General features: G+C 42.4%; 12 protein-coding genes. 2 read left to right on the forward strand and 10 right to left on the reverse strand.

The annotated features are described in order from the left end of the window. Window positions 1-21 precede the first annotated feature (21 nt). Window positions 22-2,316, reverse strand: coding sequence for an NADP-dependent malic enzyme (locus DYH63_RS15165; RefSeq protein ID WP_116789594.1), 2,295 nt, complete (start codon window positions 2,314-2,316; stop codon window positions 22-24). Window positions 2,317-2,452: 136 nt separating this feature from the next. On the opposite strand from DYH63_RS15165, the gene DYH63_RS15170 reads away from it, so the two are divergent. Then, window positions 2,453-4,225 carry a DUF885 domain-containing protein gene (locus DYH63_RS15170; RefSeq protein WP_116789595.1) on the forward strand — a complete coding sequence of 591 codons (1,773 nt, stop codon included), beginning with the start codon at window positions 2,453-2,455 and terminating at the stop codon, window positions 4,223-4,225. A 40-nt stretch (window positions 4,226-4,265) separates the two neighbouring features. Here the strand turns inward: DYH63_RS15170 and DYH63_RS15175 are convergent, their stop codons facing one another. Both DYH63_RS15175 and DYH63_RS15180 read right to left on the reverse strand, forming a co-directional pair. After that, complete coding sequence (locus tag DYH63_RS15175) at window positions 4,266-4,946, reverse strand: response regulator transcription factor (protein WP_116789596.1); 681 nt, start codon at window positions 4,944-4,946, stop codon at window positions 4,266-4,268. Then, window positions 4,943-6,397, reverse strand: coding sequence for a sensor histidine kinase (locus tag DYH63_RS15180; RefSeq protein ID WP_116789597.1), 1,455 nt, complete (start codon window positions 6,395-6,397; stop codon window positions 4,943-4,945). Before DYH63_RS15180 ends, DYH63_RS15175 begins: the two co-directional genes overlap by 4 nt. A 128-nt stretch (window positions 6,398-6,525) precedes the next feature. Between DYH63_RS15180 and DYH63_RS15185 the strand changes: the two genes are divergently transcribed. Then, window positions 6,526-7,137, forward strand: a complete 612-nt coding sequence (locus DYH63_RS15185) for a hypothetical protein (protein WP_116789598.1) — start codon at window positions 6,526-6,528, stop codon at window positions 7,135-7,137. On the opposite strand, the gene queG is transcribed toward DYH63_RS15185, so the two are convergent. The 7 genes from queG to DYH63_RS15220 form a co-directional block, all read right to left on the reverse strand. Further along, entirely contained in the window at window positions 7,138-8,070 is a 933-nt protein-coding gene (queG, locus tag DYH63_RS15190) for a tRNA epoxyqueuosine(34) reductase QueG (RefSeq protein ID WP_116789599.1), read from the reverse strand. A 188-nt stretch (window positions 8,071-8,258) separates the two neighbouring features. Continuing rightward, window positions 8,259-9,281, reverse strand: coding sequence for a Holliday junction branch migration DNA helicase RuvB (gene ruvB / locus DYH63_RS15195; protein ID WP_116789600.1), 1,023 nt, complete (start codon window positions 9,279-9,281; stop codon window positions 8,259-8,261). Window positions 9,282-9,310: 29 nt separating this feature from the next. Next, window positions 9,311-9,604, reverse strand: a complete 294-nt coding sequence (locus tag DYH63_RS15200) for a GNAT family N-acetyltransferase (RefSeq protein ID WP_116789601.1) — start codon at window positions 9,602-9,604, stop codon at window positions 9,311-9,313. Window positions 9,605-9,642: 38 nt separating this feature from the next. Further along, window positions 9,643-11,061 (reverse strand): APC family permease, encoded by a 1,419-nt coding sequence (locus tag DYH63_RS15205; protein ID WP_116789602.1) that lies wholly within the window; start codon window positions 11,059-11,061, stop codon window positions 9,643-9,645. 107 nt (window positions 11,062-11,168) lie between these two features. Next, window positions 11,169-12,989 (reverse strand): cytochrome c oxidase subunit I, encoded by a 1,821-nt coding sequence (locus tag DYH63_RS15210; RefSeq protein ID WP_116789603.1) that lies wholly within the window; start codon window positions 12,987-12,989, stop codon window positions 11,169-11,171. A gap of 41 nt (window positions 12,990-13,030) precedes the next feature. Continuing rightward, window positions 13,031-14,239 carry a cytochrome c oxidase subunit II gene (locus DYH63_RS15215; RefSeq protein WP_116789604.1) on the reverse strand — a complete coding sequence of 403 codons (1,209 nt, stop codon included), beginning with the start codon at window positions 14,237-14,239 and terminating at the stop codon, window positions 13,031-13,033. A gap of 19 nt (window positions 14,240-14,258) precedes the next feature. Continuing rightward, on the reverse strand, window positions 14,259-15,779 hold the full coding sequence (locus DYH63_RS15220) for a quinol:cytochrome C oxidoreductase (RefSeq protein WP_116789605.1): 1,521 nt from the start codon (window positions 15,777-15,779) through the stop codon (window positions 14,259-14,261). Window positions 15,780-15,796: the final 17 nt, after the last annotated feature.

The following is a 15,796-nucleotide window of genomic DNA, read 5'->3' on the forward strand; positions in this document are numbered from 1 at the left end:
AATTATTTAACCTGTAGCTAACTACACGTTTTTAGGCATTTTAAGGCGTTTTTCTTTTTCCTGTGCATCTACAACAGCAACGGCTGCCATATTTACCATTTCGTCTACACTGGCACCAAACTGTACTATGTGCACCGGCTTATCCATACCCATCATTATTGGGCCTATAGATATTACTTTATCCAGTTCCTTCAACAATTTATAGGTAATGTTAGCCGACTCCAGGTTAGGGAATATCATAACATTTACCTTTTTACCTGCAAGTTTAGAGAACGGAAATTTGTCCTGGTGCATGTCTGAATTCAGGGCAAAATCTGCCTGCACCTCGCCGTCTACAATAAGGTCCGGGTAGTTTTTATGCAGTATAGAAACGGCCTCGCGCACTTTTACCGCGCCGGCCTCCTGCGATGAACCAAAGTTAGAATAAGATACCATGGCAATAACCGGTTCCATACCAAAAAGCCTTGCCGTACTGGCAGTAAGCAGTGCTATTTTAGCAAGATCATCTGCAGTAGGATCAGGGTTTATGGCCGTATCAGATAAAAATATAGGGCCACGCTTTGTAAGCATCATGTTAGTGGTAGCAATACGGCTAATATTTTGCGCCCTTGGTATAAGCTGTAAAATAGGTTTAACAGAAGCCGGGTAATTACGCGAATAGCCTGTAATCATAGCATCGGCATCGCCCTGGTTTACCATCATGGCTGCAAAGTAGTTACGCTGCGTCATCATCTTCTCTGAATCCAGCTGGTTGATACCGCGACGGCGACGTGCTTTCCAGAACGCATCAGAATAGCGGTAAAGCCTGTCCTGCTCGCTTTCACTGCGCGGGTCTACAATAAGCACATCGGCATCAAAGCCTATACCTTCTTTAAGTTCTTCTATTGTTTGGCGGTTACCTAAAAGTATCGGTTCTCCTATACCTTCTTCTTTTACGATCTGGGCTGCCTTAAGTACATCAAGCTGGTCTGCCTCAGCAAATACTACACGCTTAGGAGCCGTCTTGGCACGGTTAGTAAGCAGGCGTGCCATTTTATTATCGTTACCCAGGCGTTCCAGTAACTCTTCATTATATTTATCCCAATCGGTTATGGGCTGTTGTGCCACACCGCTTTCCATAGCCGCACGGGCTACAGCAGGGGCTACAACAGCAATAAGCCTTGGGTCAAAAGGTTTTGGTATAATATAATCGCGGCCAAAAAGCAGCTTGGTTTCGCCATAAGCAATATTTACCTGCTCTGGCACCGATGCTTTTGCAAGCTCAGCAAGCGCATGAACAGCAGCCATTTTCATGGCTTCGTTTATTTTTGTCGCCCTTACATCGAGCGCGCCACGGAATATATACGGAAAACCAAGTACGTTATTAACCTGGTTAGGGTTATCGCTGCGTCCGGTTGCCATAATAACATCCTCACGCGTGGCAACGGCTACATCATAAGCAATTTCAGGAACCGGGTTTGCCATTGCAAACACAATAGGATCGTTTGCCATGGTAAGCAGCATTTCCGGCGATAACACATTACCTACCGAAAGGCCCAGGAACATATCTGCACCCACAACTGCTTCCGCAAGGGTTTTAGGTTCGCCAGGCTGCGCATACCTCATTTGCAGGTCGAGCAAATCGGTACGGCTTTGCACCAGCATACCGTTTACATCAAACATGGTAATATTCTCAGGCTTTACACCAAGAAGCACATACAGGTTAGAACAGGCCAGTGCCGCAGAACCTGCACCAGACACTACGATCTTCATCTCTTCCAGCTTTTTACCTGCAAGCTCGGCTGCATTAATAAGTGCCGATGATGATATAATGGCGGTACCGTGCTGGTCGTCGTGCATTACCGGAATATTAAGTTCTTCTACCAGGCGGCGCTCTATTTCAAACGACTCCGGAGCTTTAATATCTTCAAGGTTAATACCACCAAAAGTTGGTGCAATATTTTTTACCGTTTGTATAAATGCTTCAATATCTTTAGTGTCAACTTCAATATCAAAAACATCAATATCGGCAAATATTTTAAACAAAAGGCCTTTCCCTTCCATCACCGGCTTACTGGCTTCAGGACCTATGTCGCCCAGGCCAAGTACTGCTGTACCATTAGATATAACAGCTACAAGGTTTCCTTTTGCGGTATATTTATATACTTTGTTTACATCTTTTGCAATTTCAAGGCAAGGCTCTGCAACACCGGGCGAATATGCCAGCGAAAGATCGCGTTGTGTGGCATATGGTTTAGTAGGTACTACCTGTATTTTTCCGGGGTGCGGCTTGGCGTGATATAGTAAGGCTTCACGCCTTTTGCTGTATTGGTTCATGCTATAACGTTATTTAAAACAAGGTTACAAAGGTAAGCCTATGGTTTTAACTGAGAAATATTTAACCCGTTTTCTTTTATAAGGGCAACTGCTGTTAAATTTATCTATATTTGATAAATTTAACCAAACTAACAACATGAAAACACGCATTTTACTGGTTTTGAGTCTGTTTATAGGCTTACAATCCTGTCAAAAGAAAGCCACTGTTACCACACCAAATAAAGAACTTGCTAAAGTTTTTGAAAACTATCAGGAAGAAATACTAAAACTTTTTCCTTTTGAGGCTACTATGGCCGGCGATGACAGGTATAATAACATTTTTCCGAACACGCTTGATGACAAGTACATCCAGAAAGTGAAAGATTTTTTCAACAAATACAAAGAAGAACTATCCAAATACAAGGATGATGACCTTAATGAAAACGACCTTATAAGTAAACAGGTACTGGAATTTGAATGCAACAAAAGCCTTGAGCAGCTTAATTTTAGGGAAGACCTGATGCCAATAAGCCAGTTTTACAGCACACCGCTTGCCGTAGCACAGCTGGCAAGTGGCACCAGTGCGCAGCCTTTTAAAACCGTAAAAGATTATAACAACTGGCTGGAACGCCTTGAGGGCTTTAATATCTGGCTGCAAATGGCAGTACCAAAATTAAAAGAGGGTGTGGCAAAAGGATATGTATTACCTAAAGCGCTTACCGTTAAAGTACTGCCGCAGATGGAAGCCATGACTACAGCCGACCCAAAAAAGCACTTGTTTTACAGCCCCATAAACCTTTTCCCCATTTCGTTTACAGCTGCGGAGAAGAAAGAACTGGATGAAAAGTACACAAAGATGCTGGCCGAAAAACTTATTCCATCCTTTCAGGCTTTGTACAAATACCTGAGTACTGATTATCTTGCAGCAAGCAGGGCAACCAGTGGCATATCTGCCATTACCGATGGCGACAAGTATTATAAAACCCTGATAAAAGGTTATACTACTACCGATATGACCGCTGATGAGATACACGAGCTGGGGCTTAAGGAAGTGGCACGCATAAAAATAGAAATGGAAAAGGTAAAGAAAGAGGTTGGCTACACCGGCGACCTGATATCATTTTTTGATTATGTGCGAAGCAAAAAAGAGCTGATGCCGTATACCGATCCGCAGCAGGTTATCGACCATTTTAATGCCATACACGAAAAGATGAAACCCAACCTTGACAAACTTTTTGGCAAAAAACCAAAAACGCCTTTTGAGGTAAAACGCACAGAGGCTTTCCGCGAGGCCAGTGCAAGCGCTGAGTACAACCAGGGCAGTCTTGATGGTACACGCCCGGGGATATTTTATGTTCCTATACCGGATGTAAAAAAGTATAACGTTTTTGCCGACGAAGACTTGTTTCTACACGAGGCAATACCGGGACACCACTACCAGATATCGCTGCAACATGAAAACAAAGATCTGCCGGAATTTCGTAAAACAACATGGTTTAATGCCTATGGTGAAGGCTGGGCATTATATACCGAATCGCTTGGAAAAGAACTTGGCCTATATACCGACCCTTACCAATACTTTGGGATGCTGAGTGCCGAAATGCACCGCGCCATTCGTCTTGTGGTAGATACCGGCATACACACCAAAGGCTGGACGCGTGAGAAAGCCATACAATATTCGCTGGATAACGAGGCCGAACCCGAAGAAAGCATTGTAGCCGAAATAGAACGCTATATGGCAATACCGGGACAGGCGCTATCTTATAAAATAGGCCAGTTAAAAATACGCGAACTGCGCACCAGGGCAGAAAAAGAATTAGGCAGCAAATTTGACATTAAAGAATTTCACGACCAGGTGCTCAATGCAGGTTGCCTGCCGCTAAGTGTTTTAGAGAGTAAAATAAACCGCTGGATAGAAAGAAAGAAATAAGAACAACAAAGCCCCGCAAAAAAAAGCGGGGCTTTGTTGTTTAACAGATAAGCTTATACCCAAAACCTCTTACATTTAGTATTTCTATCTGTAGGTCATTTTGCAATTTTTTGCGTAGCTTGGTTATGTATACATCCATTGTACGGCTGTTAAAAAAGGTATCATCTCCCCACAATTCGAGCAGGGTTTCCTTTTTATTCAGCACCTGGTTTTTATGCTGAAGCAGCAGTGCCAAAAGCAGTGCTTCTTTATGCGATAGCTTTATCAAAGTTTCTCCCATCTTAAGTTCCTGCCGTTTGGGCAAAAACTGATAAGAACCTATTACCAGTTCGTCGGCTTTTTCAGTTTCAGGGCTGGCGCGCTTTATAAGCTCTGCAACGCGAAGAAAGAGTTCATCAAGGCTAAAGGGTTTACGCAGGTAATCGTTACCACCACTGGCATAGCCCGTTGTAACATCTTTAATATCGGCCTTTGCCGTAAGAAACATTAATGGTATGGTTTTGTTTGCCTGCCGTATTTGTGCTGCAAGGGTAAAGCCATCTTTATAGGGCATCATGACATCTAAAATACACAGCGAAAAACTTCCCGAAACAAACTCCTGCCACGCCTGCCTTCCATCTGGCACAAGTGTAACGGCATAGCCTTTTTTCTCCAGGCTCTCTTTTATAACTTTCCCTAAAAAGGGTTCGTCTTCGGTTAATAGTATTTTATAGGTACTCATAGCGGTAATGTAATTATAAAGCAACTACCTGTGGGTACATTATCTTTAATGCTTATACAACCTTTGTGCGCAGTAACAACTTTTTTGACATAGCTAAGACCTAAGCCATATCCTTTTACGTCGTGCACATTGCCCGATGGTATACGGTAAAAAGGCTCAAAAACTATTTCTTTAAGTTCATCATGAATACCAGGGCCGTTGTCTGATATGGTTATCACAAGTTTTTTATTGGCTGTGCCTGCTCCTATGGTTACGCACGGATTTACATTAGTGTTGTATTTAATGGCATTATCAATGAGATTGTTTAAAGCCCTTAACAGATTTAGTTTGTTTCCCCTTATTGCTATGTCGTTACTTAGGGGTTCAACATTCAATGTTACGCTTTCAGCAAAATGACTTTGGGCAACTTCACTTAAAATTCGGTTCACATCAATGGTGTCGGTTATGGCAGCATCCACATCTAATTTCGCCCCCGCCAGTATTTCATCAGCTAATAATGATAGTTTATCGCTTTGGTATAAAATGATATCCAGGTAATTATCCTGTGCTGCCTTGTCGTGGTTAAACTGTTTTAGTGCCTGCGCGGTAATGGTTATAGATGTTAGCGGTGTGTGTATTTCGTGCGTCATGTTGCTAATAAAGTCATCTTTAAGGGCATTAAGTTTTTGCTGGCTAAGTAACACCCGTGCCGTGTACAAAAAACAGCCCAGTGTTATGATCAGTAACATTACTGAGCCTGCTATAACCCAGCGCAGCCTGCCGAGGAGGAATGCATCTCCATTACTAAACTGCGCCAACAGTTTAGGCCCCATACCGTGTTTTAACCCCACATCTATAGTTACGGTAACATATTCTCCTTTACTAGTATATTTATCTGCCTCAAGTATCTTGAATTGGGTAGTAATAAATTTCCGACCCAAAGCCTTTTTATATTCTTCTGTAAAAACTTTACGGGGTATAGGTCGCCCAAAATAAGCTGTATCAAGCCGGTCGCCCAGGCCTTGGGTAAAGTACCAAACCACGCCTTTCTTCAGGTCTTTCTCAACATTACCTACAAGATGGTTTATAATAGTACTTCTGGCTGCTGCCGTAATGCTGTCGGTTTGCTTTTTATAGGTATCAATACTCAGGCTTACCTGGTTATTACCTTTTGCGCGCTGCATTTCTTTAAGATCAAAAACAGTAGCTTTATTTACAGCATCCCAACGCGATGTAATTTTTATGTACGTGGTATCGTTTATCCATGTCCTGAAAAGGTTTACAGCCTCCTGCTGATGCTTAGAAAAAGCACTATCAACGGCTTCTGCAAATGCCTCGTCTATCTCTTTCTGAAAAGTAGCACTTTCTACTTTATAATTAGTATAGCTATAGTAAAACTGAAGTGCAGTAATACCGCTTACGCTAATAAGCATAAGTATAAACACAAAGAGTATGTTTCTTTTTACAGCCATGCCCAAAAGTAAAATTTTAAAATTTTTGGAAGCCGATTTATTAACACTAATTAACCTTAATGTGTTTTGGTTAACTAAAGCACGGCTTTACATATACTACGTTTGCTAAAACTTAATACACCTATTTAATGAAATCTATTATCCTTACCGGTTTTGCATTACTACAAATATTGTTTTGCAACGCGCAACAAAAAGCCCAAGGCCCTATTGTTATGACTGCTAAAGTATATTCTGATAATAATGAAATCATGGATTTGATGCGGTTTGAAAACATCAATTATTTCAAAACCCTGTTTAAAGGTGACAGTCTTGTAAACAAAAAATTCACCATTACCTCAAAGGAATTCTGGAAAGGTAAACTTACCAAAACAGACACTATACTAAACAAAAGCATTTTTGAATACATTGGCGTAAACAAAGCCGATTCTATACCCTTAAGGGTAATAAGCAGCACCGCAGGCAAGGACATCAGGATAAAATTTATATTTGACCGTTTCGAAACCGAGCACACATTTAAAGGCCTTAAAACAAACGACTACAGTCTAAGAGACTTTGGCACCGCCCTGCCCATCTTGCCTAACAAACCGTTTTATGCCTTTGCTTATATACTACCTTATGAAGATAAAGAGGGTGCCAAATACTGGTGCGCCGTAGAAAGCAGCGGAAAAGACATTGAAACCTGGGGCAAGGAATTTGGCATAAAGCATTACATCTTGTTTGAGATGAACTTTTTTGAGTAGTTATAGCAGGGGCTTAAGGAAATTGATATTCCTCTTAAGCCCTTCATATTTTGTGCGCTTAACCGCAGAGTTTTTAAATACTGCCCTAAAGGTATCTTCGGTAATCTCCTCCCAGTCTTTTTTAGTCATGCTTAAAAGATCAGGGTGTGGGTTGAATAACGGTTCTCGGTGAGGTTTAGAGAAGCGGTTCCACGGGCACACATCCTGGCACACATCACAACCAAAAGCCCAGTCGCCAAAGCTGCCTTTCATGCTTTCGGGAATATTCTCTTTAAGTTCAATAGTAAAGTATGATATGCACTTGCTGCCATCTACCACATAAGGCGCTATAATGGCCTCGGTAGGGCAGGCGTCAAGGCATGCGGTACAAGAGCCGCAATGGTCGGTTACGGCATGGTCATATTCCAGTTCGATGTCTACAATAAGCTCGGCAATAAAAAAGAACGAGCCTGTTTTTTTACTCAGCAGGTTACTGTTCTTGCCTATCCAGCCCAGGCCACTTTTAGCTGCCCAGGACTTATCTAATACGGGAGCACTATCTACAAAAGCCCTTCCCCCTACTTCGCCTATATTTTCGTTAATCGAATGTAGCAACTCTTTTAATTTCTCCTTGATTACAAAATGGTAATCCTGCCCATAAGCATATTTAGAAATTTTGAAAGTGCCTTCGGTTTGTTTTTCTTCGGGATAATAATTCAGTAGTAAGGATATCACGCTTTTAGAACCTTCCACCAGTAAAGTCGGGTCAAGCCGCTTGTCAAAATGATTCTCCATGTACTGCATCTGACCATGGCGGTTTTGATTGAGCCAGGCTTCAAGGCGTGGCGCTTCTTCTTCAAGGAAACCGGCTTTAGAAATACCGCATGACATAAAGCCGAGTCTTTTGGATTCGTCCTTTATAAATTGGGAATATTTTATTTTATTATCAATCATACAACATCAGCCTCTTCAGATTTTATGAGGCGGCTGTCATTGCGAGGAACGAAGCAATCTAATAAATAAGACTACAAATTAACTCTGTAACAATAAGATTGCTTCGTTCCTCGCAATGACAGAGCGGGAGAGTGAAGCTGCTCCCTCTCCTTTGGAGAGGGCTGGGGTGAGGCCCTTAAAACCGTAAATCAAAAAAGACCACCCTGCACACCCGGCTGTACCCTGCCCAAGTGTTTATACGCTTTATCAGTCACTTCACGGCCGCGAGGGGTACGAATGATAAACCCTTCCTGAATCAGGAATGGCTCATACACTTCCTCTATGGTTTCGCCACTTTCAGATACTGCCGTTGCAAGTGTAGACAAACCAACCGGACCACCTTTAAATTTATCGATAATGGTTGTCAGGATTTTGTTATCCATCTCATCAAGGCCGTGTGCATCAACGTGCAGCGCCTTTAATGAGTAACGAGCTATTTCAATATCAATCTTGCCATTGCCTTTGATCTGGGCAAAGTCGCGCACACGACGCAAAAGTGCGTTGGCAATACGCGGCGTACCACGGCTGCGGCCGGCAATTTCGATAGCGGCTTCCATGGTAATGGGCATTTTTAGTATACCCGAACTACGCTCTACAATGGTAGTAAGTAATTCTTTTGTATAGTACTGCAACCTGCTCTGGATACCAAAACGGGCACGCATAGGCGCTGTAAGAAGCCCTGATCGTGTGGTAGCACCAACTAATGTAAACGGACTAAGTCCTATCTGTACCGAGCGCGCATTAGGCCCGCTCTCTATCATAATATCGATTTTGAAGTCTTCCATAGCAGAATACAGGTATTCTTCCACTACGGGGCTAAGGCGGTGTATCTCGTCTATAAAAAGGATGTCGCGTTCATCAAGGCCAGTGAGTAGTCCGGCAAGGTCGCCAGGTTTATCCAGCACGGGGCCTGATGTAATTTTTATACCTACGCCAAGTTCGCTAGCCAGTATATTGGCAAGTGTGGTTTTACCCAGTCCCGGAGGGCCGTGAAAAAGCGTATGGTCAAGGGCTTCACCACGCAGGTTAGCCGCCTGTACAAAAACCTTTAGGTTATCGAGCACCTGCTCCTGTCCGGTAAAGTCATCGAACGAGAGGGGGCGCAACTTCTTTTCAAGGTCGAGCTCTTCGGGGTTAAAATTATTAGCGGTAGGGTCTAAATTAGCATTCATCCGGCAAATATAGCGCAAATAGCGATAGCTTACATTTGATAACCTTCTGAAAGCACATCGTTCCACTCCGGGTGGTTATTTACATAATAAGCCACATAAGAGCAGGACGGCACTATGGTAAGGCCATTTTCGCGTGCATACTTCAGGGTATCCTGCACAAGGTGCGCCGCTACACCTTTGCCTCGCATTTCATGAGGCACTTCGGTATGGTTTAAATAGACTTTGTTACCCTCCCTGTAGTATTCAAGGAACGCGGTATTGCCATCGGCTTCCATTTCAAACTGGCTTTCGGTTTCGTTTATCCTGAAATTTGAAAGTATCATAACCTGCTTTTTATTAAAGGTACGTAATATTTATAAGATTAGGCCGCCTGCTTAGGTCGGGTAAGGTAATACACCGGGACACCTGCCAACATAATAAGTACACCCCAGCCGCAGGTTTCGGGTTTATCAATAAGCAGTGCAATACAAAAAGCACTCGCCAAAAGTATATATATAAATGGTAAAACCGGATATCCAAAAGCCTTGTAAGGGCGTGGCGCATCGGGCATTTTTTTACGCAAAATAAAAATCCCGAAAATGGTAAGGATATAGAATATAACTACGATTATCATAACATAATCAAGCAGGTCGCCATACTTACCCGTAAGGCACAATGCCGATGCCCAAATACACTGCAGCCATAACCCCCAACCCGGTACACTGGCCTTGTTAAGACCGCCTGCCTTTTTAAAGAAAAGCCCATCATTAGCCATGGTATAATATACGCGCGCACCTGCAAGGATAAGGCCATTATTACAACCAAAGGTAGAAACCATTATCATAACAGCGATGATGTATGTCCCAGTGGTTCCAAAAATGTACTGTGATGCTTCTACCGCTACACGTTCTGATGGTGCAAAGGCGATAGTTTCCATAGGCATCACGGCTACATACATAATGTTAGCCAGTATATAAATAACCGTCACGATAAGCGTACCGAAGAACAAGCTCAGGCCCACATTACGTTGCGGATTTTTAATTTCACCGGAAATAAAGGTAACGCCATTCCACGCATCGCTACTAAAAAGCGACCCCACCATACTGGCAGCAATGGCTGAAAGCAATACTGTACCACCTATGGTAGTCCATTGACCGGACTCTTCACTATATGACTTTGCCATCCAGGCATCGGCCCAGTTGGCATTCCATATTTCTGCTTTCGCGGCAAGCATAAGGCCAAAAATAACCAACCCAAAAAGTGAAGCTATCTTAGCCACCGTAAAAACAGTTTGTATGTATTTTGCATTTTTCACACCACGGCTGTTTATGTACGTCAGCAAAATGATAGTAGCTATCGATACCAGCTGTGCCGCATTGAGTTTAAAAGAACCCAATTCATAAAGTATATTCTGGTCGCCAAGTGACGGAACAATATAAGCCGCAAACTTACCAAACGCCACACCCACTGCGGCAATGGTTCCGGTTTGGATAACCGCAAAGAAACTCCACCCATATAAAAACCCAATAAGCTTGTTATAGGCTTCTTTAAGATATACATATTGACCACCCGCTTTAGGAAACATAGCACTGAGTTCGCCATAACTAATGGCAGCAATCATGGTCATAAGACCGGAAATAACCCATATTAGCGTAAGCCAACCGGCACTGCCAATGTTCTTTACCATACCGGCACTTACAATAAATATACCTGAGCCAATCATAGAGCCTACTACCAGCATCGTACCATCCAGCAGGCCAAGCTCGCGCTTAAGGTGTTTGTCTTCGTGTTGTTGTTCCATCCTTGTGTTTGGTTAATGCCTTAAAGATAGCTTTTTTAACGAAATATCATAAAAAAGAAATGGGACACCCTTTCGGATGTCCCATCTTATATTTAAATCTAAAAATCTTAGTGGTGAAGTTGCTCCTCACCTTCCCTGAACGGAACGGTTTGCGGAACGAAATCTTCTTCATAACCCGGCTTACTGTAGTCATACGGCCACCTGTAAACTTCAGGTATTTCGCCCGGCCAGTTACCGTGGATGTGTTCTACAGGAGTAGTCCACTCAAGGGTGTTAGCCCTCCATGGGTTTTGAACCGCACGTTTGCCTTTAAATATGCTGTAGAAGAAGTTCCAAAGGAACACCAACTGGAATGCAGCACCTATAAGAGCAAACATTGTGATGATAACGTTAACATCTGCAAGGTCATCAAACAGCGGGAAGTTAGAGTTAGTATAATAACGTCTTGGAAGACCTGCCATACCTACAAAGTGCATCGGGAAGAATACACCGTAAGCACATACCGCAGTTACCCAGAAGTGGATGTAACCAAGCGTTTTGTTCATCATCCTACCAAACATTTTAGGGAACCAGTGGTAGATACCTGCAAACATACCGTAAAGGGCAGATATACCCATTACAAGGTGGAAGTGAGCAACAACGAAATATGTATCGTGAACGTTAATATCCAGTGTACTATCTCCAAGGATGATACCTGTAAGACCACCTGTGATGAAAGTAGAAACAAAACCAATAGAGAACAACATTGCAGGGTTCATCTGAAGGTTACCCCTCCAAAGTGTCGTGATCCAGTTGAATGCTTTTACAGCAGAAGGAATCGCGATAAGTAATGTTGTAAAGGTAAATACCGATCCAAGGAACGGGTTCATACCAGAGATGAACATGTGGTGACCCCAAACGATAGTTGAAAGGAATGCAATAGCAAGTATAGAGGCAATCATCGCACGGTAACCAAAGATTGGCTTACGCGCATTTGATGTCATAATTTCAGATACAAGGCCCATCGCAGGAAGGATTACAATGTAAACCTCAGGGTGACCAAGGAACCAGAATAAGTGCTCAAACAATACCGGAGAACCTCCCTGGTAGTGTAGTACATCTCCTGCAATATAAATATCTGAAAGGAAGAATGAAGTACCAAAACTCCTATCCATGATAAGTAGCAATGCCGCAGAAAGTAGTACCGGGAATGATACGATACCAATAACAGCAGTAATGAAAAGCGCCCATATTGTAAGTGGAAGCCTTGTCATTGACATACCTTTTGTCCTTAGGTTAATAACTGTAACAACATAGTTAAGCGAACCCATTAGTGAAGACGCGATGAAGATAGCCATAGAAACAAGCCAAAGCGTCATACCTGTACCTGAACCAGGAATAGCCTGAGGCAGGGCACTAAGTGGTGGATAAATCGTCCATCCGGCAGATGCAGGACCTGACTCTACAAACAGAGAAAGGATCATGATAACTGCAGAAAGGAAGAACAACCAGTAAGAAACCATGTTCATGAAACCGGATGCCATATCCCGTGCACCAATTTGCAACGGAATAAGAAGGTTACTAAATGTACCACTCAAACCGGCTGTTAGTACAAAGAATACCATGATAGTACCGTGAATGGTAACCAGGGCAAGGTAAATATCATTTCTCATTACACCACCCGGAGCATATTTATCTCCAAGAAGTACTTTGAATATTGTAAATGATTCTTCCGGCCATGCAATCTGCATACGGAATAATAGCGACATCACAATACCAATGATACCCATTATAGTACCTGTAAGCAGGTACTGCTTGGCAATCATCTTGTGATCAAGGCTAAAAATATATTTTTCTATAAACGTCTGCTTATGGTCGTGGTGATGATCGTGGGCATCGTGGTGTCCATGTTCTTCGTGATCGTGCATATCGTGTCCTGCTGCTGACATATTTCTTTAATTTGATGTATTGTAAAAGAATTATTTTTTAATTAGTGTGCTGCTGCTACCGTTGCTGTGGTATCTTTTGCAGTCGTTGCGGTAGAATCTACTTTAGTTGCTGTAGACTCTCCCGCAGCCGGAGCTGCACCTTCAGCAGGAGCCGGAGCTGCTGCACCTTCTTTTTCTTTCTTTATAGCTGTGCCAAATGTTTCTTTAGCACCAAGCCATTTATTAAAGTCTGCTTCGTCTTCAACAACAATTTTCATTTGCATGTTGTAGTGAGAAGCACCACAAATCTTGTTACAAAGCAATAAGTAATCAAAAGTATAAGGATCTAATGCTGATTTACCATCTGCAACAAGCTCAGCACTCTTTTTAGAACGGATCTCGTTGATGTGGTTAACCTTTTGCATAATCTTAGGATCTTGACGCATCTCATCTGTAGTGATGGTAGGTATAAAGCCAAACTGTGTAACCATACCCGGCACTACGTTCATCTGTGCCCTAAAGTGTGGCATATAAGCCGAGTGTAGCACATCCTGAGAACGGAATTTAAAGATAATTTGTTTACCTTTTGGTAAGTGTAGTTCTGATGCCTGGATATCATCCTGAGCATTAGGATCTGATTCATCTACACCCAGTGTGTTTATGCCTTTTATGTAACGCACGTTTGCTTTTCCAAGCTTACCGTCTTTACCTGCATAACGCACTTCCCAGCTAAATTGTTTTGCATATACTTCTACATATACAGCATCTTCTTTAGCTTCTTCTTCAATAAACATGATGTTAGTCCAAGCATAAAGTCCGTAAAGGATAAGGCCTGCAAGAACAATAACAGGTATTATAGTCCAGATAAATTCAAGTTTATCGTTATCTGCATAGTAAAAAGCCACTTTACCTTTTTCGCCCCTGTACTTAAATGAAAAGTAGTGAAGCAAAAACTGCGTTATGAACTGTACTACAAAGATAAGCCACATAGATATCGACATAAGGTTGTCATACTGTGGGCCGTGTTCTGAAGCCGGAGTACCTAATACAAGGTGCCCCCATTTCCATAATGAAAAAATTGTAAATACATAGATAAACCCAACAAAAGCAAACATAAGGTAACCGTTTACGGTATTATCCCTTTCTGTAGCCACACCGGTATCTTCGGCTTGAGCAGCCGCACCCACCTGCGTAAGATGGAATATCTTGGTTAATTGCCATATGGCAACACCTAATAGAACTACAACTATAAATATCAATAAACTCGTCATCTGTTTATTTCTTTAAATATTAATAATGGAAATGCTTACTTTCTTCGATAAGCGGGTTACGTTTAGCCAGTAACGGTGCTTTAGTAAGAGCAGAGAATATTACTAGTATAAACAACCCAAGGAAGAACAATACCGCACCTATCTCACCTGCACCGATAAACCACTGGTCTCCCACGGTAGCCGGCATAATCATGTTAAAGAAGTCAATGTAGTGACCCGTAAGTATTACGATACCAGCCATAACAACGATCCATGAAAGGCGTTTGAAATCTGTATTAACAAGTATAAGAACCGGGAAAACAAAGTTCATTGCAACCATACCAAAGAATGGAAGGTTATAGTTCTCAATTCTCATTTTAAAGTATACAACCTCTTCCGGTATATCAGCATACCACATAAGCATGAACTGAGAGAACCAAAGATACGTCCAGAATACACTGATACCAAACATAAATTTAGCAAGGTCATGGATGTGGCTTGTATTAACATACTCAAGGTAACCTCTTGATTTAAGGTAAAGCGTAACCATAGCTATAACGGTGATACCGCTTACAAAGAAACTTGCAAACACATACCATCCAAAAAGTGTGCTGTACCAGTGTGGATCTACCGACATGATCCAGTCCCATGAAGAGATAGACTCTGTAACGATAAAGAACACAAGGAATGCAGCAGAAGCTTTAAAGTTTTTCTTGTAGAATGAGTTGTCTGTAGCATTATCCTGGGCAAGAGAGTTTTTAACGGCTATCTGACGGTATAATATCCATCCACCCATAAACACTACTGCACGGAAAAGGAAGAACGGTCCATTAAGGAAACCTGTCTTACCCTGTATAAGGTGATCTTTTGCAACTACCTCAGGATCCATCCATATAAATAAGTGGTGTACTTGCGCAACACCAAGAACTAACAATATAAGAACAATAATTGCACCTGGTATAAGGTATGCAGAGATACCCTCCATTACCCTGAACAATACAGGAGACCAACCGGCCTGTGCAGCATTTTGTATTGCATAAAAAGCAAGTGCCCCAAGAGCTATAAGCATAAAGAACAATGCAGCTACATATACAGCAGCCCAAGGCTTGTTTTGAAGCTGGTGGTACACATGCTCTACGTGCTCTTTGTGAGCTTCATGTTCAGCATGAGCATCAGCATCGTGGCCTTCGTGAGCAACCGCAGCTTCAGCATGGCTTTCTTCGTGGCCAGTTGTTGATGCGTGTTCTGTTGCAACTTCCGCAACAGCAGTAACAGTATCAGCAGTAGCTTCTGTTTCTGCAACAGCAGCCGTATCATGACCTTCGTGAGCAGCTTCTGCATGTGCAGCATGCTCATCATGAACCGCATGTACTTCTACAGCATCATGAGCTTCCTCATGTGCAGCTTCACCGTGCCCACCGTGAGCGTGCTCAGCATTTATTATTGCCTCAACTTCTTCAGCTGATTTTGGCGCAGTAAAAAAACTGTAGCCAATACCAAGGGCGCCAACCACCATCAGTACAAAAGCCAACGTTTTTAATTTACTAGAAAATGTATACATATTTTATGCTTTCAGTG

The organism is Flavobacterium psychrotrophum, assembly GCF_003403075.1.
Taxonomy (GTDB): Bacteria; Bacteroidota; Bacteroidia; order Flavobacteriales; family Flavobacteriaceae; genus Flavobacterium; species Flavobacterium psychrotrophum.